The sequence below is a fragment of the Flavobacterium hibernum genome (assembly GCF_000832125.1).
In the GTDB taxonomy this organism is placed as follows: Bacteria; Bacteroidota; Bacteroidia; order Flavobacteriales; family Flavobacteriaceae; genus Flavobacterium; species Flavobacterium hibernum.
Genome location: NZ_JPRK01000011.1, coordinates 281773 through 303701, shown reverse-complemented (window position 1 = coordinate 303701; position 21929 = coordinate 281773). Strand labels below are relative to the sequence as shown.

22 protein-coding genes and 1 tRNA gene are annotated in these 21929 nt (G+C 32.6%); 20 read left to right on the top strand and 3 right to left on the bottom strand.

All coding sequences use genetic code 11. From position 1 onward, the window contains the following. Positions 1 to 51: 51 nt before the first annotated feature. The 5 genes from IW18_RS14200 to IW18_RS14180 all read left to right on the top strand — a co-directional run bounded on the left by IW18_RS14200 (position 52) and on the right by IW18_RS14180 (position 4427). Entirely contained in the window at positions 52 to 1056 is a 1005-nt protein-coding gene (locus IW18_RS14200) for a hypothetical protein (RefSeq protein WP_052480173.1), read from the top strand. Next, complete coding sequence (locus IW18_RS14195; protein ID WP_041518536.1) at positions 1016 to 3373, top strand: hypothetical protein; 2358 nt, start codon at positions 1016 to 1018, stop codon at positions 3371 to 3373. Before IW18_RS14200 ends, IW18_RS14195 begins: the two co-directional genes overlap by 41 nt. An 8-nt stretch (positions 3374 to 3381) precedes the next feature. Further along, complete coding sequence (gene mce, locus IW18_RS14190; protein ID WP_041518535.1) at positions 3382 to 3786, top strand: methylmalonyl-CoA epimerase; 405 nt, start codon at positions 3382 to 3384, stop codon at positions 3784 to 3786. A 147-nt stretch (positions 3787 to 3933) separates the two neighbouring features. Next, a tRNA-Ile gene (locus tag IW18_RS14185) sits at positions 3934 to 4007 on the top strand. Positions 4008 to 4178: 171 nt separating this feature from the next. Next, positions 4179 to 4427 (top strand): hypothetical protein, encoded by a 249-nt coding sequence (locus IW18_RS14180; protein ID WP_041518534.1) that lies wholly within the window; start codon positions 4179 to 4181, stop codon positions 4425 to 4427. A gap of 34 nt (positions 4428 to 4461) precedes the next feature. Here the strand turns inward: IW18_RS14180 and IW18_RS14175 are convergent, their stop codons facing one another. Continuing rightward, complete coding sequence (locus tag IW18_RS14175) at positions 4462 to 5052, bottom strand: riboflavin synthase (RefSeq protein WP_041518533.1); 591 nt, start codon at positions 5050 to 5052, stop codon at positions 4462 to 4464. 57 nt (positions 5053 to 5109) lie between these two features. On the opposite strand from IW18_RS14175, the gene pdxA reads away from it, so the two are divergent. The 12 genes from pdxA to IW18_RS14115 all read left to right on the top strand — a co-directional run bounded on the left by pdxA (position 5110) and on the right by IW18_RS14115 (position 13544). Next, positions 5110 to 6159 carry a 4-hydroxythreonine-4-phosphate dehydrogenase PdxA gene (gene pdxA / locus IW18_RS14170; protein ID WP_041518532.1) on the top strand — a complete coding sequence of 350 codons (1050 nt, stop codon included), beginning with the start codon at positions 5110 to 5112 and terminating at the stop codon, positions 6157 to 6159. A 106-nt stretch (positions 6160 to 6265) separates the two neighbouring features. Then, complete coding sequence (locus IW18_RS14165) at positions 6266 to 6808, top strand: YceD family protein (RefSeq protein WP_041518531.1); 543 nt, start codon at positions 6266 to 6268, stop codon at positions 6806 to 6808. A gap of 9 nt (positions 6809 to 6817) precedes the next feature. Then, entirely contained in the window at positions 6818 to 7012 is a 195-nt protein-coding gene (gene rpmF / locus IW18_RS14160) for a 50S ribosomal protein L32 (RefSeq protein WP_007137315.1), read from the top strand. A gap of 173 nt (positions 7013 to 7185) precedes the next feature. Beyond that, the gene (locus IW18_RS14155) at positions 7186 to 8184 is read left to right on the top strand and encodes a beta-ketoacyl-ACP synthase III (RefSeq protein WP_041518530.1); all 999 of its coding nucleotides are present in this window, start codon (positions 7186 to 7188) and stop codon (positions 8182 to 8184) included. A gap of 23 nt (positions 8185 to 8207) precedes the next feature. Next, positions 8208 to 8693, top strand: coding sequence for an acetyl-CoA carboxylase biotin carboxyl carrier protein (gene accB / locus IW18_RS14150; protein WP_041518529.1), 486 nt, complete (start codon positions 8208 to 8210; stop codon positions 8691 to 8693). A 109-nt stretch (positions 8694 to 8802) separates the two neighbouring features. Next, a complete protein-coding gene (gene accC / locus IW18_RS14145) occupies positions 8803 to 10152 on the top strand; it encodes an acetyl-CoA carboxylase biotin carboxylase subunit (protein WP_041518528.1) in 1350 nt (449 codons plus the stop codon). Between the two features lie 300 nt (positions 10153 to 10452). Next, positions 10453 to 10749 carry a hypothetical protein gene (locus IW18_RS14140; RefSeq protein WP_041518527.1) on the top strand — a complete coding sequence of 99 codons (297 nt, stop codon included), beginning with the start codon at positions 10453 to 10455 and terminating at the stop codon, positions 10747 to 10749. A 53-nt stretch (positions 10750 to 10802) separates the two neighbouring features. After that, positions 10803 to 11099 (top strand): hypothetical protein, encoded by a 297-nt coding sequence (locus IW18_RS14135; RefSeq protein ID WP_041518526.1) that lies wholly within the window; start codon positions 10803 to 10805, stop codon positions 11097 to 11099. Positions 11100 to 11130: 31 nt separating this feature from the next. After that, positions 11131 to 11421, top strand: a complete 291-nt coding sequence (locus IW18_RS14130; protein ID WP_041518525.1) for a hypothetical protein — start codon at positions 11131 to 11133, stop codon at positions 11419 to 11421. A gap of 29 nt (positions 11422 to 11450) precedes the next feature. Beyond that, on the top strand, positions 11451 to 11747 hold the full coding sequence (locus IW18_RS14125) for a PepSY-like domain-containing protein (RefSeq protein WP_041518524.1): 297 nt from the start codon (positions 11451 to 11453) through the stop codon (positions 11745 to 11747). A gap of 22 nt (positions 11748 to 11769) precedes the next feature. Then, positions 11770 to 12066: a hypothetical protein gene (locus IW18_RS14120; protein WP_041518523.1), complete on the top strand. Its 297-nt coding sequence runs from the start codon at positions 11770 to 11772 to the stop codon at positions 12064 to 12066. A 128-nt stretch (positions 12067 to 12194) separates the two neighbouring features. Beyond that, on the top strand, positions 12195 to 13544 hold the full coding sequence (locus IW18_RS14115; protein ID WP_041518522.1) for a sigma-54-dependent transcriptional regulator: 1350 nt from the start codon (positions 12195 to 12197) through the stop codon (positions 13542 to 13544). A 189-nt stretch (positions 13545 to 13733) separates the two neighbouring features. Here the strand turns inward: IW18_RS14115 and IW18_RS14110 are convergent, their stop codons facing one another. Continuing rightward, a complete protein-coding gene (locus IW18_RS14110) occupies positions 13734 to 16154 on the bottom strand; it encodes an ATP-binding protein (protein WP_240475562.1) in 2421 nt (806 codons plus the stop codon). Positions 16155 to 16353: 199 nt separating this feature from the next. After that, positions 16354 to 18255, bottom strand: a complete 1902-nt coding sequence (locus IW18_RS14105) for a S9 family peptidase (RefSeq protein WP_041518520.1) — start codon at positions 18253 to 18255, stop codon at positions 16354 to 16356. A 289-nt stretch (positions 18256 to 18544) separates the two neighbouring features. On the opposite strand from IW18_RS14105, the gene IW18_RS14100 reads away from it, so the two are divergent. Genes IW18_RS14100 through IW18_RS14090 form a run of 3 tightly spaced genes read left to right on the top strand, consistent with a single transcriptional unit; the run spans position 18545 to position 21376 of the window. Further along, positions 18545 to 19657 (top strand): NAD(P)/FAD-dependent oxidoreductase, encoded by a 1113-nt coding sequence (locus tag IW18_RS14100; protein ID WP_041518519.1) that lies wholly within the window; start codon positions 18545 to 18547, stop codon positions 19655 to 19657. After that, positions 19657 to 20430: a monofunctional biosynthetic peptidoglycan transglycosylase gene (gene mtgA, locus IW18_RS14095; protein ID WP_041518518.1), complete on the top strand. Its 774-nt coding sequence runs from the start codon at positions 19657 to 19659 to the stop codon at positions 20428 to 20430. The genes IW18_RS14100 and mtgA overlap by 1 nt, the downstream gene beginning before the upstream one ends. Further along, on the top strand, positions 20420 to 21376 hold the full coding sequence (locus IW18_RS14090; RefSeq protein WP_041518517.1) for a lipid A deacylase LpxR family protein: 957 nt from the start codon (positions 20420 to 20422) through the stop codon (positions 21374 to 21376). Before mtgA ends, IW18_RS14090 begins: the two co-directional genes overlap by 11 nt. Positions 21377 to 21929: the final 553 nt, after the last annotated feature.

Genomic DNA, 21929 nt, shown 5'->3' with positions numbered 1-21929 from the left:
AACAATATATAATTTCTTACTTTTGGGTTAAATTATAATTTTTCCTAAGTTTTGATAAAGAGATTCGTGATTGGTGTGTTGGCTTTTTTACTGTTTTCGTGCAGTAAAAATGAAAAGCCAACTGTGGCTTTTTATTACTGGAAAACAATCCTACAGTTTTCTCCAACAGAAAAGGAAATTCTTCGAGATAATGACGTTAGCAAACTTTATGTTCGGTATTTTGACATTGGTTTGCATCCGGTAACGCAAAACCCAATTCCTATCAGTCCTATTCGGTTTCAGGAAAATGTCGATAATTTCAAAATAGTTCCAGTGGTTTTTATACAAAACAAAGTCATGTTAATGCCTAATTTTAATGTTGAAGATTTGGCTCAAAAGACAATTCGGTTAGTAGAAGAAATTAATCTTAAAAATAAAATTAATTGTCAGGAAATTCAAATCGATTGCGACTGGACATTAAAAAGTAAAGACAATTATCTAAAATTTATTGAGCGATTTAAGAAGCTTTCGCAAAAGAAGCTTTCGGCAACAATTCGTTTGCACCAAGTGAAATATTTTAAGAAAACAAAAATTCCAAATGTCGATTCTGGAGTTTTGATGTATTACAATATGGGAACAATTGCAACAGATTCTCTAAATTCTATCTACAACAAAAAAATCGCTGAGAAATATCTCGAAAGTTTAAAAAAATACCCATTGCATCTTGATTTTGCATTGCCAATATATTCTTGGGGAGTTCATATTAGAAATCAAAAAGTCATTGGTCTTCGTTCAAAACTCAATTTAGAGGAATTAAAAAAAGATGCTAATTTTGAGAAAACGGGATCAATATTTTTTAAAGTAAAAAAGGCAAATTATAAAAATGGAATTTTTTACGAAGAAAATGATCTGCTTAAAATAGAATCAATTTCTTCAAAAGATTTAGTAGAAATGGCAGAAGATTTGGATGAGAATTTAGTTCAGACTCCAAGAGAAATTATATTTTACGATTTGGACGAATTCAATATTAAAAACTATGAAAAGAATATTTTTAAACAAGTTGTTTCTTGTTTCTAGTACTGTTTTACTTTTTGCATACGGAATAATTTATGCCTGCGGCGGTGGAGATGATTGGGATTTTTTTGGTTACAATTCTAATTTTACACCGGAAACTTTTGCTGATAAATCATATTCGCCGCTTTTTTTGTCGGGTAGTATTTTCTATGGAATTGGTTTTGATACTGAGCATAATTCGCGTTTCAATAAAGATATAAAATCAGATTGGGGAACGTACTTAAAAGGAAAAATAGATACCACTACAGTAAATTATTTTTTAATTGGCGACGAAAAACCAAGATATTACTCTGATGATAAAAATGTAATTAAAAACAAAGAAGAAATTACAAGCCTTCATGTGTTTTATAAAAATAAAAAGGAGAATTCTTCATCGCTAAAATGGGGGAAAAAGATACCGTTGAAAGATGAAAAAGTAAAAAGTTTTGTTGAGTTTTTGTATTTGGCACAAAAGATAGAAACAGTTTCGATCAATAATGATTATTGGAGTTATGAGCCAGTTGTGGCAAAAACATTCAATGATTCTAAAATGATTCAATCAATCGAAAATGTTTACAACACGACCTCAGATCCTTTTCTAAAAAATAGATATTGGTTTCTTACCATGAAAGCTCGTTTTTATAGTAATGACAAGCAAAAAGCAATTGATTTTTTTAATAAAACAGAAAGCTCCGTTCCTAAAAATACGTTGTATTACCGCGCGCTATCATATGTGGCAGGAATTAATCAAAAACAAAAAAAATATGCAGTTTCAAATTATTTGTACGCACAGGTTTTTGATAAATGCCCGGAATTAAGAGTTGTAACAGCGTATTGTTTTAGCCCAAAAAACGAAACAGACTGGAATAAAGCGCTTACAATGGCAAAAAACAATAAAGATAAAGCTGCACTTTGGGCTATTCATGGATATTATAAGGATGAGAAACAGGCAATCGAAAAGATTTATGAATTAGATCCTAAAAGCGAACATTTAAATTATCTGGCAACGAGATTGGTAAATGGACTTGAGCAATCTGTAAATAATTCATTTGAAAAGGATGGAGGAGAAGATCAGCCCAAAAAGAAATTGACTGTTGCCGAAATTAAAACAGAAAACCAGAGCAAAGTTGATAAACAAGCGTTGGATTTAATTGCAAAAATCTCGGCTGCAGGAAATACAGATAGACCATATTTATGGGATTTATCGCTTGGATATTTACAGACTTTAAAAGGAGATTATGTAAATGCGGATAAGAATTTTGATAAAGCTGTAAAAACGCTTCCTAAAACAGAATTAGCAGAAATGCAACTTCGTCTCTTGCGTTTTGTAAATAACTTGAGTAAAATTGATAAATTGACGGATAAAAACGAAAAAACTATTCTTTCCGATTTGAATTGGTTGTATTATGAGCTTCCAAAAAACTATAAAGGACAAGAATTTCGTTATCAAAATGCATCTTCATGGAGCAGAAGTTATTTGTCTAATCTTTATAGCGAAAAAGGGAATTTGGTTTTGGCTGAGATTTTTGGTGAATCGCGTTATAGTTATTGGAATGATGGAAATGCTTTTTATGATGATGAAAAAAATCTGTTAGGTATAAAAACATTTTTATCGAAATCAAATAAAAGTGAAATCGAGAATATTGGTGCTGGAATCTATAGTTTGAAATTAAAAGATATTAATAACTTTCAGGCAGTTCAGGCGACTTTCAAAAATAAAATCCCGGAAGCTATTGAATTTATGAAGCAAACAGATTCTGTTCAGTATTATAAGTTTTTAGGAAATCCGTTTAACGGAAATATAAAAGATTGTCACGATTGTGATCATTTGGCGTATCAAAAAAAGAAATATACGCAGATTGAATTTCTTTCCACCATCAAAGCGATGCAGGATAAATTGGCACAAAAAGAAGATGTTTATACGAATAGTTTATTGTTAGGAAATGCGTTCTACAATATTACACATTTTGGAAATGGAAGAACTTTTTATGAAATAAGTATTGTGGGTTATGGTTCAAGTCCGTATTCATTTAGAGATTCAATGAAAAAAATGATTACCAATTGTGATCTTCCTAAAATGTATTATCAAAAAGCATTTGACGCAGCTTCGACAAAAGAACAAAAAGCAAAATGTATTTATTTATTGGCAAAATGTGAGCGAAATGAATATTACAACAATAAATATAATAACGTAAGAAATTGGTGGAGCGTCGAAGATGACAAAATTAATTTTATTGCTTGGAACGGATTTAAAGCGCTAAAAAAAGATTATTCGGACACAAAGTATTATCAAGATGTAATAGCCGAGTGCGGTTATTTTAATACTTATATCAATCAATAATTATAGAGATGGTTAATAAAATAGAACATATCGGGATTGCTGTTAAAGATATGAATGATGCAAATGTGTTGTTCGAAAAATTATTAGGTGTTCCGTCATACAAAATGGAATCAGTAGAAAGTGAAGGTGTTCTGACTTCATTTTTCCAGACAGGAACAAATAAAATCGAACTGCTCATGGCAACAAATCCAGAAAGTCCGATTGCTAAATTTTTGGAAAAAAAAGGAGAAGGAATTCATCACATCGCTTTTGACGTAGATGATATACATGCCGAAATAATTCGCTTAAAAAGTGAAGGTTTTGTATTGATAAACGAAGTTCCGAAGAAAGGAGCTGATAATAAATTGGTGGTTTTTTTGCATCCTAAGAATACAAATGGAGTTTTAGTAGAGCTTTGTCAGGAAATTAGATAAAAAAATCTGTTTTAATTATTTTAAATAAGATGTTGAAAATCAATTAAGTTTTAAAAGAGTGGTGCAGTCATTTAAAATTAAATAGAAAACATCTCTTAAAATATTTGGAGTGAATTAAAAATAGTAGTAATATTGCATCCTCAAACCGGTCCTATAGCTCAGCTGGTTAGAGCACCTGACTCATAATCAGGTGGTCCCTGGTTCGAGCCCAGGTGGGACCACAAAAGCCTTTACAGCAATGTAAGGGCTTTTTTTATGTAGAAAATTGTTTTTTTACAAAAAACTTATACATTTGTCAAAGAACTAGTTGTAAAGGTTTGTTTTTGTGAGAATTATATTAAAATGTATTGAATGTGTTAATCTAGTTTGCTCTGGTGCAACTTGTTAAAATTATGAAGAGATTAAATACTGCTTTTTTTATGTTTTGTTTGGCTTTAATTAGTTTTACAAGTGTTTTTGCGCAGGAGACTCCTCATCCTAATGCCCCTACTGTTACTACTGATGATGATGAGCCAGTAATAATGGATCCACCTGATGAGACATTACCAATTGATAATCATATTGTGTTCTTGGTAGCATCGGCTGTTGTTTTAGGAGGTGTGGTCATTTATAGAAATAAAATAAAAAAAGCTTCAATTTAAATTGAAGCTTTTTTTATGAAATAGATTTTCGAAATTATTTGTTGATCGAATAAAGTCTGGAGATATATTTTCCGACAACATCAAATTCCAGGTTTATTTTTGTTCCAACTTTAAAATTTTTAAAGTTTGTGTTTTCAAAAGTATATGGAATAATTGAAACGCTAAATTCGTTTTCCTTAGAATTTACAACCGTTAGGCTTACTCCGTTTACTGTAATAGATCCTTTCTCGATCGTAATATTACTTAGGTTTTTATCATACTTAAAAGTGTAATTCCAGCTTCCGTGTGCTTCTTCGATTTTAATGCAGGTTCCTGTTTGGTCAACATGGCCTTGTACAATGTGTCCGTCAAGACGATCACCAAGCTTCATTCCTCTTTCAAGATTTACGATATCACCTTCATTCCAGTCACTAATATTGGTTTTTAAAATAGTTTCGTCAATAGCAGTAACGGTATAAAAAGAGTCTTTTATGGCGACAACTGTTAAGCAGATTCCGTTGTGCGAAACGCTTTGGTCTATTTTCAATTCATTTGTAATAGAAGAGTCTACTGTAATGTGAAGATTGTTTTGATCTTTTCGTATTTCGTGGATTCTTCCTAGGGTTTCTATAATTCCTGTAAACATTGTTGTTTTATTTTACTAAATTTGCACATCAAAATTAGTAATAAATAACCTGAGCTCATGAATAAAAAAGCAGAAAATATAATTGTTGGAATTTCAATTGGAGATTTAAACGGTATTGGAAGCGAAGTTATATTGAAAACATTCGAAGATTCTCGTATGTTGGAAATGTGTACGCCAGTTATTTTTGCAAACGCCAAGATACTTTCTTTCGTTAAAAAGAGTTTTACATCTACAGTTCAATTTCATGGAGTTGATAAATTAGATCAGGTCTTGCCTGGAAAAGTAAATGTATTTAATTTATGGAGAGAAGGAGTTGATATTAATTTTGGAGTAAATGATGAAAAAATTGGCGAATACGCTATAAAGTCATTTGTTGCGGCAACCAAAGCATTAAAAGAAGGTTTGGTAGATGTTTTAGTAACAGCACCAATAAATAAATACAATATCCAATCTGAAGATTTTAAATTTCCGGGACATACAGATTATTTAGATCAGCAATTAGAAGGGGATGCGCTTATGATGATGGTGCAGGATAATTTAAGAGTTGGTTTGTTGACAGATCATGTGCCTTTGAATGAAGTTTCGTCTCATTTAACGGAAGAATTAATAACAAGAAAGATTGAGACTATCAAAAAATCTTTGATTCAGGATTTTAGTATCGTGCGACCAAAAATTGCGGTTTTAGGATTAAACCCGCATGCAGGAGATGGTGGGGTAATTGGTAAAGAAGATGATTTGGTTTTAAAGCCAACTTTAAAGAAAATTTTTGATGCTGGAACTATGGTTTTTGGCCCATTTCCTGCTGATGGCTTTTTTGGAAGCGGTCAGTACGAAAAATATGATGCAATTGTGGCAACATATCACGATCAGGGATTAATCCCGTTTAAAACCCTGTCTTTTGGAAAAGGAGTAAATTATACGGCAGGCTTAAATAAAATAAGAACATCGCCAGATCACGGTACAGCCTATGATATTGCTGGAAAAGACATGGCAGATTTTAACTCATTTAAAGAGGCAGTTTATCTAGCAATAGATATTTTTCATTCGCGTAATCAGTATGAAGAGATTACCGAAAAACCTCTTAAAATAAAAGAAAAACAGTTATAAACAAAAAAAGGTGAATAAGATTATTAGTTTTATAATAATTTTATATCTTTGCACCCCAATTCAGGTATCTGAGTTTTAGATATGAATTGGTCAAATTGATGTTGAAATGAGCAAAACAAAAGAATTTTTAATTCCGTTTATAGGATTAAAACTAGGAAAACACCATTTTGAGTATCAAATAAGTAACGCGTTCTTTGAGAACTTTGATTACGACGAATTTCAAAGTTCGGATATCAAAGTAGGTTTAGTTTTAGATAAGAAGAGCAACATGTTAGAGTTGGAATTCAAACACAAAGGAACTGTAAATGTGCCTTGTGATCTAACAGGCGAAGATTTTGATCTTCCTATAAAAGGGAAAATGAAATTAATTGTCCGTTTTGGAGATGAATTCAACAATGATAACGAAGAGTTGTTGATCTTGCCGCACGGAGAGCATGAAATGGATGTTATACAATACATTTATGAAATGATTGCACTTTCGGTACCGCTAAAACGAGTTCACCCAGGAGTAAAAGATGGAAGTTTGCAAACCGAAGCTCTTACAAAATTGAATGAACTAACGATCAAAGAAGAAAAAAAAGAGAGTAAACAAGAAGAAGATATTGACCCGCGTTGGGACAAATTAAAGCAACTATTAACGGATAAATAATATAGTAAAATGGCACATCCTAAGAGAAAAATCTCGAAAACAAGAAGAGATAAGAGAAGAACACATTATAAAGCTACTGTAGCTCAAATCGCTACATGTCCTATTACTGGAGAAGCACATTTATACCACAGAGCTTACTGGCATGAAGGTAAAATGTATTACAGAGGGCAAGTTGTTATCGATAAATCTGTAGCGGTTGCTTAATACGTTTTCGTAAATGATACTAGAACTCTCACATAGTGAGAGTTTTTTTTGTTGGTTATAATTTTCTTTTTTTAAGAAATTATGCACAATTTCATTTCGTTTTTTTTTGTAATTTTCAAGTCTTTTAAAAATTTTTCAAATACAAAGTATTTGAAACGAAATAATAGAATATAATGAATACAATCACAGCCGCAATTACCGCTGTTGGAGGCTACGTCCCTGACTTTGTACTTTCGAACAAAGTATTGGAAACTATGGTAGATACCAATGACGAATGGATTACCACTCGTACAGGAATTAAAGAAAGAAGAATTCTTAAAGATGCCGATAAAGGAACGTCTTATCTTGCCATAAAAGCAGCACAGGATTTAATAGCAAAAGCTAATATAGATCCCTTAGAAATTGATATGGTTATCATGGCAACAGCAACACCAGATATGATGGTGGCTTCTACGGGAGTTTATGTTGCAACAGAAATAGGAGCTACAAATGCATTCGCTTACGATTTGCAGGCGGCTTGTTCAAGTTTCTTATACGGAATGTCTACTGCTGCAGCTTATATTCAGTCAGGACGTTACAAAAAAGTACTTCTAATTGGTGCAGATAAAATGTCATCAATTGTAGATTATACAGATAGAGCAACTTGTATTATTTTTGGTGATGGAGCAGGTGCGGTTCTTTTTGAACCAAATTATGAAGGTTTAGGTTTGCAAGATGAATATTTAAGAAGTGATGGTGTAGGACGCGACTTTCTTAAAATTCCAGCAGGGGGTTCTTTGATTCCGCCTACTGAGGAAACTGTAAAAAACAGACAGCACAATATTATGCAAGACGGTAAAACCGTTTTTAAATATGCTGTAACTAATATGGCTGATGCAAGCGAATTGATTTTGAAGAGAAATAATTTGACAAATCAGGATGTTAATTGGTTGGTACCACATCAAGCTAATAAACGTATTATTGATGCTACCGCGGGAAGATTAGAATTAGAAGATTCTAAAGTTTTAGTAAACATCGAAAGGTATGGTAATACTACTTCTGGAACTTTACCGTTAGTATTAGCTGATTTTGAAGATAAGCTTAAAAAAGGAGATAATATTATTTTTGCCGCTTTTGGTGGAGGATTCACTTGGGGATCTATTTACTTGAAATGGGCTTACGATAAAAAATAAATCAAAACTAAAAACAAATCATTATGGATTTAAAAGAAATTCAAAACCTAATCAAATTTGTAGCAAATTCGGGAGTTGCAGAAGTAAAGTTAGAAATGGATGATGTAAAAATCACTATTAGAACAACTTTAGAAGGAAACGTAACTGAAACTACTTATGTACAACAATTGCCTGCTCAAGCAACATTGCCACAAGCAGTAGCTCCTCAACAAGCTCCAGCTGTTGTAAACGTAACTAGTGAAGCATCTGTTCCTGCAGAAGATTCTAAATTCATTACTATCAAATCTCCAATTATTGGAACTTTCTACAGAAAACCATCTCCAGATAAACCAGTATTTACTGAAGTTGGAAGCGTTATATCTAAAGGTGATGTTCTTTGTGTAATTGAAGCAATGAAATTGTTCAATGAAATTGAATCAGAAGTTTCAGGTAAGATTGTAAAAATTCTTGTTGACGATATGTCTCCTGTAGAATTTGACCAACCATTATTTTTAGTTGATCCATCATAAATAAATTTAGATTTTAGATTTTAGATTTTAGACGGATTCACAATAAAGCTTTGTTAATCATCTAAAATTATCTAATTATCAAATTGTCTAATTATCTAATTAAAATAAGATGTTTAAAAAAATATTAATTGCGAATAGAGGCGAAATTGCACTTCGTGTAATTCGTACATGTAAGGAAATGGGAATTAAGACTGTAGCAGTTTACTCTACAGCTGATGCAGAAAGTTTACATGTTAAGTTTGCTGATGAAGCGGTTTGTATTGGTCCCCCTCCAAGTAACTTATCGTATTTAAAAATGTCAAATATTATTGCTGCTGCAGAAATTACAAATGCAGACGCAATACATCCAGGATATGGTTTTCTTTCTGAGAATGCTAAATTCTCGAAAATTTGTCAAGAGCACGGAATCAAATTTATTGGTGCGGCTCCTGAAATGATTGATAAAATGGGAGATAAAGCTTCTGCTAAAGCTACAATGAAAGCTGCGGGAGTTCCATGTGTTCCAGGTTCTGACGGATTATTAGAATCTTTCGAACAAACACAACAATTAGCTAAAGAATTTGGTTACCCAGTTATGCTTAAAGCAACTGCTGGTGGTGGTGGAAAAGGAATGCGTGCTGTTTGGAAAGAAGATGAATTATTGAAAGCTTGGGAAAGTGCACGTCAGGAAGCTGCTGCTGCATTTGGAAATGACGGAATGTACATGGAGAAACTTATCGAAGAGCCACGTCATATCGAAATTCAAGTTGTTGGAGATTCATACGGAAAAGCATGTCACCTTTCCGAAAGAGACTGTTCAGTACAACGTCGTCACCAAAAACTTACTGAAGAAACACCTTCGCCATTCATGACAGATGAATTGCGTACTGCAATGGGAGAGGCTGCTGTAAAAGCTGCTGAATTCATTAAATACGAAGGAGCTGGAACTGTAGAATTTCTTGTAGATAAACACAGAAATTTCTACTTCATGGAAATGAATACTCGTATTCAGGTAGAGCATCCAATTACAGAGCAAGTTATCGATTACGATTTAATTCGTGAGCAAATTATGGTTGCAGCTGGAATTCCAATTTCAGGAAAAAACTACTTGCCAGAACTACATGCTATAGAATGTCGTATTAATGCTGAAGATCCATATAACGATTTTCGCCCTTCACCAGGAAAAATTACTACACTTCATATGCCAGGAGGTCACGGAGTTCGTTTAGATACACATGTTTATTCAGGTTATACAATTCCGCCAAATTACGATTCAATGATTGCCAAGTTAATTACAACTGCACAATCTCGTGAAGAAGCAATTAGTAAAATGCGTAGAGCTTTAGATGAGTTTGTTATCGAGGGCGTAAAAACTACAATACCTTTCCATAGACAATTAATGGATGATCCAAGATATATTGCAGGAGATTATACAACTGCATTTATGGATACATTTAAAATGAATCCTATCGAAGAATAATATTTATGAAGGCTGTCAATTTTTGGCAGCCTTTTTATTTTCTATCATATTTAACCCGACACGTTTTTTAAGCCTGTTGGGTTTGCTGTTTTTTAGCAAGTAAACACTTTTTGTGTTTACTTTTTACACACTGATTTAGAATAGTATACACTTTTTATAGTTTTAATTTTTAGTCGGTTTTTGTGTAATTCCTTTAAATAAAGGGGTTTGTGTAGTTTGGCATATAGATTTTTGGTTACGGCATAATAATTTCATTATCTAAAGCGTAAACAACTATTAATAATTTAAAATATACACATTATGAAAAATTTATTCTTATCAGCCGCAATTGTTTTAGGAGGTTTAACATCATTCGCTGCAACTACTCCAATTACAAATACAATCGTAAAAACGATATCTATTGCAGACGAGTACACAGAAATTAAATTGGAAGAATTACCTGCTCCTATCGCTGAAGCTTTGAAAAAAGCATATCCAGATGCAGTAATTACAAAAGCATATAAAAACGAGAAATCAGAATACAAGTTGGATGTAACAGTTGGTGAAAAAGTTGGAAATCTTTTTGCTAATGCAGATGGAACTTGGATTAAAAAATAATTCTCGAATCGTTTTTAGACTAATTAATTGACAAACTTTAATATATACACACTATGAAAAATTTATTTTTATCAGCCGCAATCCTTTTGGGAAGTTTAACAGCATTTGCTTCAACTTCTCCAATTACAAATACAATCGTAAAAACAATTTCAATTCAGGATGAATACACTGAAATTAAAGTAGAAGAAGTTCCAGTTGCTGTAACAGATGCTCTTAAGAAAGCTTATCCGGACGCAATACTTTCTAAAGCCTATAAAAATGCAACTTCACAATACAAACTAGAAGTAACTGTAGGTGATAAAGTAGGATCTCTTTATGCTAATGCAGATGGATCTTGGGTAAAAAAATAATTAAACTAATAACCGTATAAAAACTATCACTATGAAAAAGTTAATTTTATCGGCAGCTATCCTGTTAGGAGGGTTGTCAATGCAAGCAGAGAATGTTGTCGTGACCAGTTCAATGGTACAATCAGTAAACGTTCAAGACGAATATAAAGAAGTTGATGCCGTTCCGGCTGCAATCAAAACAGCGTTAGACAATGCGTATCCAGGTGTAAAACTTGAAAAAGCATATGTGAACGAGAAAAAAGAGTATAAAATAGAGATCACCGTAAGAGGTGAAAAATCTACAGTTTATACAGATGCTACTGGGAACATTCTTAAAAAGTAACTATTAATAACCCATAAAAACTATTTATTATGAAAAAGTTAATCTTGTCAGCAGCAATTGTTCTTGGAGGTTTGTCAGTTCAGGCAGGCAATCCCGTAATTAAAACTTCAGCAATCGAGTCATTAATTGTTCAGGATGAATTTACAGAGATTGGTGCAGATGCGGTTCCGGCTGCTGTAAAATCAACGCTCGAAAAATCTTTTCCAAACACAAAACTTGAAAAAGCTTATAAAAGCGAAAAGAACGAGTACAAACTAGAAATTTCAAGTGGTGATAAAAAGTATACTGTATATACAGATGCTTCAGGAAACATCATTAAAAAATAATCATTAAAAAAAAGAGAGCACTATGAAAAAGTTAATCTTATCAGCAGCAATCGTTTTAGGTAGTTTGTCAATTTACGCAAGTAATTTGCCAACTCCGGAACAGGCTAAAATAACTGTTTCTATTCAAACTGGATATACAGAAGTTAGTGCAGATGCTGTACCCGCTGCTGTGAAAACAGCACTCCAAACTGCTTATCCGGGCGCAAAACTGGACAAAGCGTTTGTAAACGAAAAGAAAGAATATAAACTAGAAATATCGGTTGGTGACCAAAAGGCTACTGTTTTTTCAGATGTCAATGGCAACTGGTTGAAGATATAAATAGGTGAATTTAGATTTAGATTTTTGGTGAAAAAGAGATTGCGATAAGCAATCTCTTTTTTTTTGCATAATTTTGTGAAAAGACAATTTTAATAGTCTTATTTTAGCAAAAAAGTCCCTAAAAACAAATGCCAAAGATATTACTGATAGAAGATGATATTTCGTTTTGCAAATTATTAGAGAAATTTCTAATAAAAAAAGACTACGATGTAACTATTGCTTTCTCTGCTGCAGAAGCAAGATTAGCAATCAAAAAAGAATCATTTGATTTAATTTTGACAGATCTTCGTTTGCCTGATTCTGACGGTATTGGGCTAATGGCCGAAATTAAAGCAGCCTATCCACAAACTCCTGTTATACTTATGACAGGCTATTCTGATGTAAATACTGCCGTTAAAGCTATAAAAAATGGCGCAGCAGATTACATCTCAAAACCATTCAATCCAGATGAGGTTTTATTGGTAATAACAAATGCACTAAAAGCTTCGGAAGCAGAAACAGAAGAAATTCCTGTTAAGGAAAAGAAATCCGTAAAGAAGAAAGATAGTGGAGAAAATGAGTTTGTTAAAGGAATTTCAGTAGCATCCAAAAAATTATTAGATCATATTCAATTGGTAAGTCCAACAGATATGTCTGTTTTAATAATTGGAGAAAGCGGAACCGGTAAAGAAATTATAGCCAAAAGTATTCATCAACAAAGTTTGCGAAAGAATAACAATTTTATAGCAGTCGATTGTGGAGCGATTCCTAAAGAATTGGCAGCAAGTGAATTTTTTGGTCATTTAAAAGGATCTTTCACAGGAGCAATCAACGATAAGATGGGTTATTTTGAAGCTGCAAACGGAGGAACCCTTTTTCTGGATGAAATAGGAAATCTTTCGTACGAAAACCAAATACAGTTATTAAGAGCACTTCAGGAACGAAAAATAAAACCTGTTGGAAGCAATAAAGAAATAAACGTCGATATACGCATTATTACTGCTACAAACGAAGATTTGCGCGAAGCAGTAAAGAATGGCGATTTTAGAGAAGATTTATACCATAGAATCAACGAATTCTCTATTCAGTCGCCATCGTTAAAAGACAGAGACGAAGATTTAATGGTTTTTGCAGATTTCTTTTTGGAGAAAGCCAATCAGCAATTAAATAAAGATATTATTGGGTTTTCGCCAGAAGTAGTTTCTATTTTTCAAAATTACAATTGGCCTGGAAATTTACGTGAACTTCAAAACTGCGTTAAACGCGCGACACTTTTATCAAAAGGTGACTTCATAGAAAGTGACGTTCTTCCAGCTGAATTTTTTCAGATTCAAAAAACGCAAACGAATAACGGAAGTTTTTCATTATCAGAAAATGAAAAAGAAGCAATTATTCATGCTTTGTCAAAGGCACAGAATAATAAATCTGAAGCGGCAAAACTGCTTAAAATTACCAGAAAAACACTTTACAATAAGTTGAAGCAATACAATATAGATTAAATCGCTAAGTATAATTTTTAGACACATAGAAATATAGATTTTGTGCTACTAATAAGGCGTTTCACTTGTATTAACAAACATAGAACTATGTGTGAGAAACTAGTTTCGTTTTTGCATTCTTTAACCGATCTAAAATCTATGATTCTATGTGTTAGATTTTTTTTACTAATTGAACCAAACGGCTATAGATTAAGCAATTTCTTTGCTCAAAGCTTCAAAAAGTAAATCGGTTTTTGATTTTAGAGAGTCGTAAAGCGCTGTCAAATCAGAATTTTCAAGATCTTTCGTTTCTAAGAATTTTAAAATTTCACTAATTTCACGCGTCTGAATTTGTTTAAACATTGGAGCGATTCTGTGTGCGATCGAATTAATCTCTGCAATATTCTTTTCTGTAATTGCATTTTCTAACAAAATCATATTTTCTGTACTGCTTTTAATAAACGATTTCAAAACCTCTTTTAAAGCTTCACTATCATTGCCTAGAAAATCTTTCAAGGTTTTAAGCGAGTATAGTTTTGTCGAAGTGTTTTCTTCCTCTTCGGTAATTTCAACATTTGGTAAAGCATCATTGGCTAAAATATGGTGAATAGTTTCTAGTAATACTTTAGGCGAATAAGGCTTTTTGATTACAGTTGTAAAACCAGCTTTCGTGTAAACTGAAAAATCTAAATCAGTTCTTCCCGTTAAAGCAATTACAGGTTGATTTTTATACGATGAGTTTTTGTTGCTTTTTAATTTTTCAAGGAACTTAAAGCCATCCATTTCCGGCATTTGAATATCGGTAATTACAAAATCATAATTCGTATTCTTGGTTGCCTCTAAAGCTTTTACAGCACTATCAAAAGATAAAACTTCATGTTTTTCCTGCCTTAAAACACCGCTCGTTAAATTAAGAAGATTAACATCGTCGTCAATAACAATAAAAGTCTGTTTTTTAGTAGTTGCAGCAATTGGCTTTTTTGTTTCAATAACTGTGTTTTGACTATGGTCAAACAATAACGGAAGCTCAATTTTAAAAGTACTTCCTTTTCCAAAAGTGCTTTCAAGAGCTAAATTCCCGCCTAAAATAGAAATTATTTTCTGGCAAATCGACAAGCCTAAACCAGTCCCGCCGTATTGTTTTTCGATGTTTTCATTTGCTTGAGCAAATTCTTCAAAAACTAATTTTTGATTTCCTTTTTCAATTCCAATTCCCGAATCCTGAATAGAGATAACAAAATTTTCGCTATTCTCAGATACATATGCGCTGATTTTAATAAAACCCTCGGCCGTAAATTTGTAAGCATTTCCAATAATATTACTTAAAATTTGTTTCAATCGAAACGGATCGCCAACAATTCGGGTATTTAGCTTTTCATCGACATTAATAATAAGGTCAATATTTTTTTGTTTGTAAACAGTTTGAATGCTTTTTGCAACTTCATCAATAATTTCGGGCAATAAAAACGGAACCTTTTCAATTGTGATTTTTCCAGCTTCTATTTGAGAAAAATCCAGTAAGTCCTGAACCAATTGCGTTATATATTCCGATGAATTTTTGATGTTTTTAATAAAATACGATTGTTTAGTATTTACATCAGAATTGCCTAAAAGTTCCGAATAACCTACAATAGTGCTCAAAGGTGTTTTTAAATCATGACTTACCGTCGAGATTAATTGTTCACGGCTTTTAAGCAAATTCTTAGTTTTAAAATTGGCAATTTCAAGTTGCTTCTTGTAAACTTGCGATTTAGAGTAATCACTCACAATTAAGATCGAGAAAAACAACGTCAGAATTAAACCAATAATCGCCGAAGCAGTTACAATTTCGTTGACTTTTTTAAGTGATTTTTCTTTTAAGGAATTGTTTTTTATCGAATTGATAATGATTTCTCTTTCAATAATTCGAAGTACTTTCCTGAGTTGATCAGAAATTGCAATTTCGTTTTTAAGTAGTTTATTCTCTTCAAAATTCAAAGACTCTTTTTTCTTCTCAGCCTTCAGTTTTACATTACTAAGCAGTTTTTTCGAATTGGCTAAAATTGAGTCAGAAGCTTGCTTGCTTAATGTATTTGTGCTGTCATCCGGAATATTCTGATTGAGATAATCGACATATTTTTGAAGTACATTTCGCTGGTAACTTCCCAATTGATTTGGATTTTTATTAAAATCCTGAAGTTCTAATTTTCGGAGTTTAAACTCCATTTTAGTAATTTCATCAATAGCCGTATTGACTGAAACTTCGTCTTCGGCTTTGTTTTTTATAGCTTTTAATTGTTGGATGTTTTTGGTCTTTTCAGACAATAAATAGGTAACACTATCAAGTAAAGTTTTTTGATATTGAGTCGAAACAATTTGCTTTAAAGTATCAATTCTGGATTTTAGAGAATCGGTTTCAATAAGATAATTTTTAAAATCTTCTTCAGAATTGTTTTGAATTGTTTTTCGGGCTAAACTTTCGGTTTTATAAACATTCGAAAACAATTTACTCACTTTAAGAATCTTAGTTTTTTCGAATGCTATTTTACTTTCTAATTTATTATAAACTACATTTTCAGAATACAAAAACCATCCTACCGTAACAACCAAAGCCAGTAATGCAACATAACTGAAAAGGACTTTAATAGGCATGTAACTTTTTTTACTCTCCATAGAATGTTATTGTTGCGATTTTTGGGTTTTGTATTGGAAACAACTGCAATTTATTTAAAATTTATGTTTTAGAAATACAAATAAATGCTAATCTTTTACATAATTAAAAGGTACAGAAAAGAAAATAGCCGCAGATTATATAAATCTACGGCTATTTTTATATCAAATTATCGTTTGATTAAAGCGTTTCTTTTAACCATTTAAAAAATTCACCTTGCCAAACCTGAGCATTTTGTGGTTTTAAAACCCAGTGATTTTCATCAGGGAAATAAACAAATCTACTTTTGATTCCTCTTAATTGAGCCGCTTGAAAAGCTTCTTGTCCTTGTCCAATTGGTACACGGTAATCTTTTCCACCTTGGAAAATTAAAATTGGCTTGTTCCAATTTTGTACTAAAGTTGCAGGATTAAAAGTAGTGTAAGCTTTTTGAGCAACAGCATTGTCTTTTTCCCAATAAGCGCCACCAAAATCCCAGTTGTTAAAGAAAACCTCTTCAGTCGTTCCTAACATACTAACTGTATTGAAAACACCATCGTGAGCAATAAAAGTTTTGAAACGATTTTTATGAATTCCAGCTAAGTAAAACACAGAGTATCCACCGTAGCTTGCACCAACGCAACCTAAACGAGATTTGTCAACATAGTTTTCTTTAGATACATCATCAATCGCAGATAAGTAATCATCCATAACCTGTCCGCCCCAATCCTTACTAATTTGTTCGTTCCATTCAACACCATGTCCAGGCATTCCGCGACGATTTGGTGCAACAACAACATATCCTTTTGCAGCCATTAAAGAAAAATTCCAACGGAAAGAATACGATTGTGTCAACGCAGATTGTGGTCCACCTTGACAAAATAACAAAGTTGGATATTTTTTAGAAGCATCAAAATTTGGAGGTAAAATTACCCAAACCAACATTTTTTTACCGTCAGTTGTCGTAACGTAACGTTTCTCAGTTTTACTAAGAGTTAATGTTTTGTATGTTTCTGTATTTACATTCGACAATTGTTTCCAAGTATTTTTCTTCAAATTAAAAGAAAAAATCTCCGGAGCATGATTCATATCGTTTCTAGTTACGATAATATCGTCACCAGCAAAACCAACTAAATCATTAACGTCAAAATCACCATTTGTTAGTTGACGAACAGTAATTGCAATTCTGGTTAAGCCTGGAAAGTTTACCGTAAAAAGTTGTTTTGTACCATCAACCGGAGCAACAAAAAATACATTTTTACCATCTTTACTCCAAATGAAATTATCTACAGTTCCATCCCAATTTGCAGTTAAGTTAGTTTTAATACCTTTAAATTCAACAATAATGTCGTTTTTGTCAGCCTCATAACCGTCACGTTTCATTTGCAACCAAGTTAAATTTCCTGTTGGAGAAAATTGCGGAGCAGTATCGTAACCCAAATTAGCTTCGGTTCTGTTTGTAGTTTTTTGAGTCTCTAAATTGTACTCATAAATATCTGTATTTGTAGAAATAGCATATTGAGTTCCGGCTTTTTTCTTGCAAACATATAAAATGCTTTTGCTGTCAGGAGACCAGATATAATCTTCGTCACCACCAAAAGGTTTTTGTGGAGAGTCAAAATTTTCACCTTTTAAGATGTCAATTCCAGCAGCACCATCTTTGTTTTCTTTGTAAAAAACATGATTACATTTTCCTTCGTTCCAAGTGTCCCAATGACGATAATCTAAACCATCATAAATTTGAGCGTCAGATTTTTCAAGTTTCGGATAAAAATCTTTACCTAAAACTTTTTCAAGTTTTACCTCTTCATTGTACACTAAAAATTTTCCATCAGGCGAAACATTTTTGTCTGCCAAAATTTCTTTTGTGTCTTTAATTTCAGTTGCATTTCCTCCGTTTACAGGTACAATGTAAAATTTAGAAGACGATTTGTTTTCCTCAACAGAAGGAGTCGAAACCTTAAAAACAACATTTTTTGCATCTTTTGAAAGACCAAGCGCACTCACTCTTCCTAATTTCCATAACAATTCCGGAGACATCACATTTTGTCCGATAGCGTTTAAACTCATCATTATTAAGGTTGTAAATAATACTTTTTTCATAATAAAATTCTAATATTCGTGGGGCTAAAAATACAACATTTAAACACCAATATTTAAAATCCAAATTCCAATTATTGTTAAAGTTTTCGTTTTAAATTCCAATACAAAAATCCCAAATTCGAAAAACGCTTAAGAAATATTCAGTTAGAAATTCACGAATATTAATTCTCAAAGATTATTAAAAAAATAATTCGTGAATTCGTGGCAATTAAAATCAAAGCAAAACCTTAAATTTATTTCCTAAATTGGAATTTGGAATTTAAAATTTGGAATTTACTTTAAGATAAAGATGGAATTAAGTTATTGGGAACTTAAAAATTGGTTTACAAATGTAGACTATACTATTGTAGGAAGCGGTATTGTGGGTTTGCACGCAGCATTGCGCTTACGCGAAAGATTTCCAACGGCCAAAATTCTGGTACTCGAAAAAGGAATGTTGCCGCAAGGAGCAAGTACCAAAAATGCTGGTTTTGCCTGTTTTGGAAGTCTTTCTGAAATTATGGAAGATCTCAAAACACATTCAGAAGAAGATGTAATAAAACTGATCGAAAAACGTTGGAAAGGTTTACAATTGCTTCGAAAGAGATTGGGAGATGCTGCAATAGATTTTAAGCCTTACGGCGGATACGAATTGTTTTTGAAAGAAGATGAAAACGGATTTAATCAATGTATTTCGAAATTGCCTTTTGTCAATGAAATTTTGAAACCACTTTTTAAAGCAGATGTTTTTAATAAAGAAATTGATCGTTTTGGATTTGAAAATATCCAGGAATATTTAATCTTTAATCCTTTTGAAGCCCAAATTGATACCGGAAATATGATGCAGGAATTGCTGAAACAAGCTGTTTCTGAAAATATTTTAATCCTAAATCAACAAACCGTAACAGCATATTCTGATTTAAGAAATCAAGTCGAAATTGTCCTGAACGATTTTAGTTTTAAATCCAGAAAGATGCTTTTTGCGACCAATGGTTTTGCAAACGCAATAACAAAAGGAGCAGTGCAACCCGCAAGAGCGCAAGTCTTGATTACAGAACCAATCGAAAATTTGGCGATTAAGGGAACTTTTCATTTAGATCGCGGTTATTATTATTTTAGAAATATAGGCGACAGAATTTTGTTGGGCGGCGGACGAAATCTTGATTTTGAAACTGAAACGACAACAGAATTTGGTCAAACGAAAATTGTTCAAAATAAATTGGAAGATTTACTTAAAAATGTAATTTTACCAAATCAGGATTTCCAGATCGCACATCGTTGGAGCGGTATTATGGGAATTGGGAACAGTAAAAATCCTGTTGTTGCACAACTGTCTGAAAACGTGTTTTGTGGAGTGCGTTTGGGCGGAATGGGAGTAGCAATTGGGAGTTTAATAGGAACAGAATTAGCAGATTTAATATAATGGCAGTAGCGAAAAAACCAGCACCAAAAACAACCGCAAATAAACCAAAACCCAAAACGGCACCCAAAAAAGGCAATCGATCTTTTGGCGAAAAAGTGAAATGGTTTTTTATCAAAGCGTGTTTGTGGTTCTTTGGAGTCTCAATAGCATCGGTAGTGATTTTTAAATATATTCCGGTGCCTTTTACGCCATTGATGGTTATTCGGGCAATCGAAAATAAACTGGCAGGAAAAGAAGTTTATTTTGATCACGATTGGGAACCTATCGAAAAAATTTCGATGAATTTGCAAAAGGCTGTAATTGCCAGCGAAGACGGAACTTTTTTAAAACACAATGGTTTTGATTTTAAAGCACTTCAAAAAGCATATAAAAGTAACGAACGCGGACGTAGAATTCGTGGCGGAAGTACAATCTCGCAACAAACCGCCAAAAATGTATTTTTATGGCAAGGAAAAAGTTATTTGCGTAAAGGTTTAGAAGCTTATTTTACTGTTTTAATTGAGCTTATTTGGGGTAAAGAACGCATTATGGAAGTGTATTTGAACAGTATCGAAATGGGTGATGGAGTTTATGGTGCTTATGCAGCAACAGAACATTGGTACCGTCGCGATGCTTCGAGTTTAACGCCAATGCAAGCGGCAGGAATTGCGGCGATTTTGCCAAATCCAAGAAAATTTAAAGCAACAGGATCTTCAAGTTATATCAATCGCCGCAAAGAACGAATTGTTCGTGAAATGCGCGCGGTAGGAAAAATAAATTATAATGCGAAGTAAAAAAGCCTTTTTTGCGTTTTTAGTACTGACATCGGTTTGGGTCTTTGGACAGGGAAAAACGACCGAAATTGGTTTAATTACCGACAACGATTTATACACATCGTCTAAAAATGATATGTATTATACCAACGGTTTAGAGTTTTTTTATCGGTTTTTATCCAAGAATAACAACGAAAAAATCAACAAAAAAATTACCGAATTTAGAATTGGTCAATATATTTATAACCCAAGATTTATAAATGAAACGGCTGTCGATATAAATGATCGTCCGTTTACAGGTTATCTTTTTGCCGAAGCCGGACGAAGTTTTTTTTATAATAGTGAATCTGTTCTAAAAACCGATTTTCAGTTAGGTTTCATGGGGCCAAATGCTTTTGGTAGAGAAACGCAGGAAAGTTTTCATCATGTTATTGGGTATAAAAAAGTGTATGGTTGGGAAAACCAATTGCATAACGCTCTGGCTGTTCAGTTGCATGTCATGTATTCGAAGAAATTATTTCCAACAAAACACAATGATTTTATAGATCTCCATTTTCAGTCCGAAGCTAATTTAGGAACTATTTTTACCGGAGTTTCTACAGGATTCTTAACTAGAATTGGTTTCAAGAAATTACTCCCAATTTACGATTCTAATTTGCACGATGCTTCTGTAAGTGCGACACCACAATACAATATTCGTGAGTTTTATTTTTATGCAATGCCAAGTGTTAATTATCAATTTTATGATGCAACGATCGAGGGCAGTATGTTTAGCAATACAAGTCCGGTAACTTTTGATTTAGAACCGCTTCGTTTTAACGCCGAATTTGGTTTAAAATACCGCCACAACAACTTCAATATGTCGTATTCTTTTATTTATAGAGGACGAGAATTAAACGATCCGCTTACCAATACCAATTCAGGTTATTTTTATGGAAGTATCCGATTTGGGTTTTTGCTTCGTTAAGATTTCTTTTCAGAATAAAAATTTAAAAGTTATGTGGAATTATTTTTTCTTGTTCGTCTTTTTTGTCTTTTATGCTTTTATAAGCTATAAATTTGGAACGTTTTTGATTTCAAACTTTGTTGTGGGATTTTTTTTGTTGTTATTCTTGACATATTTTTATTATAAGTATACTGATAGAGGATTGATTATGATTTTTATGACTAATCTATTTTTTTATTTCCTTTTATTCCTTTCGTCGGGATTCATTTATTTTGATAAAGAAAATGAAAAAAGAATTTACTATATATTTCCTATTCTTACCTCTGTTTTATTAATGATTGTAGAAAAACAGACTATGAATTATGACGAGGCTTTTTGGGGTATTTATATGCCAGTTGCTGGGGCATTTTTTCCTTTATATTTTTTGAATTATTACAAGAAATATATTAGAGAAGAAGTCTGATATTTTTCCTGAGGTTTTTTTATAATAGCAGAAGATTTTTTTTTGATGAATATCAATAGCAATAGTTTATTATCGGTTTTTTCGATTTGACTATTTAGTTATAGAATAAAG

Coding starts and splice junctions, on each gene's coding strand:
- IW18_RS14195 (WP_041518536.1), top strand. CDS start 1,016: ATGAAAAGAATATTTTTAAACAAGTTGTTTCTTGTTTCTAGTACTGTT.
- mce (WP_041518535.1), top strand. CDS start 3,382: ATGGTTAATAAAATAGAACATATCGGGATTGCTGTTAAAGATATGAAT.
- IW18_RS14180 (WP_041518534.1), top strand. CDS start 4,179: ATGAAGAGATTAAATACTGCTTTTTTTATGTTTTGTTTGGCTTTAATT.
- IW18_RS14175 (WP_041518533.1), bottom strand. CDS start 5,052: ATGTTTACAGGAATTATAGAAACCCTAGGAAGAATCCACGAAATACGA.
- pdxA (WP_041518532.1), top strand. CDS start 5,110: ATGAATAAAAAAGCAGAAAATATAATTGTTGGAATTTCAATTGGAGAT.
- IW18_RS14165 (WP_041518531.1), top strand. CDS start 6,266: ATGAGCAAAACAAAAGAATTTTTAATTCCGTTTATAGGATTAAAACTA.
- rpmF (WP_007137315.1), top strand. CDS start 6,818: ATGGCACATCCTAAGAGAAAAATCTCGAAAACAAGAAGAGATAAGAGA.
- IW18_RS14155 (WP_041518530.1), top strand. CDS start 7,186: ATGAATACAATCACAGCCGCAATTACCGCTGTTGGAGGCTACGTCCCT.
- accB (WP_041518529.1), top strand. CDS start 8,208: ATGGATTTAAAAGAAATTCAAAACCTAATCAAATTTGTAGCAAATTCG.
- accC (WP_041518528.1), top strand. CDS start 8,803: ATGTTTAAAAAAATATTAATTGCGAATAGAGGCGAAATTGCACTTCGT.
- IW18_RS14140 (WP_041518527.1), top strand. CDS start 10,453: ATGAAAAATTTATTCTTATCAGCCGCAATTGTTTTAGGAGGTTTAACA.
- IW18_RS14135 (WP_041518526.1), top strand. CDS start 10,803: ATGAAAAATTTATTTTTATCAGCCGCAATCCTTTTGGGAAGTTTAACA.
- IW18_RS14130 (WP_041518525.1), top strand. CDS start 11,131: ATGAAAAAGTTAATTTTATCGGCAGCTATCCTGTTAGGAGGGTTGTCA.
- IW18_RS14125 (WP_041518524.1), top strand. CDS start 11,451: ATGAAAAAGTTAATCTTGTCAGCAGCAATTGTTCTTGGAGGTTTGTCA.
- IW18_RS14120 (WP_041518523.1), top strand. CDS start 11,770: ATGAAAAAGTTAATCTTATCAGCAGCAATCGTTTTAGGTAGTTTGTCA.
- IW18_RS14115 (WP_041518522.1), top strand. CDS start 12,195: ATGCCAAAGATATTACTGATAGAAGATGATATTTCGTTTTGCAAATTA.
- IW18_RS14110 (WP_240475562.1), bottom strand. CDS start 16,154: ATGCCTATTAAAGTCCTTTTCAGTTATGTTGCATTACTGGCTTTGGTT.
- IW18_RS14105 (WP_041518520.1), bottom strand. CDS start 18,255: ATGAAAAAAGTATTATTTACAACCTTAATAATGATGAGTTTAAACGCT.
- IW18_RS14100 (WP_041518519.1), top strand. CDS start 18,545: ATGGAATTAAGTTATTGGGAACTTAAAAATTGGTTTACAAATGTAGAC.
- mtgA (WP_041518518.1), top strand. CDS start 19,657: ATGGCAGTAGCGAAAAAACCAGCACCAAAAACAACCGCAAATAAACCA.
- IW18_RS14090 (WP_041518517.1), top strand. CDS start 20,420: ATGCGAAGTAAAAAAGCCTTTTTTGCGTTTTTAGTACTGACATCGGTT.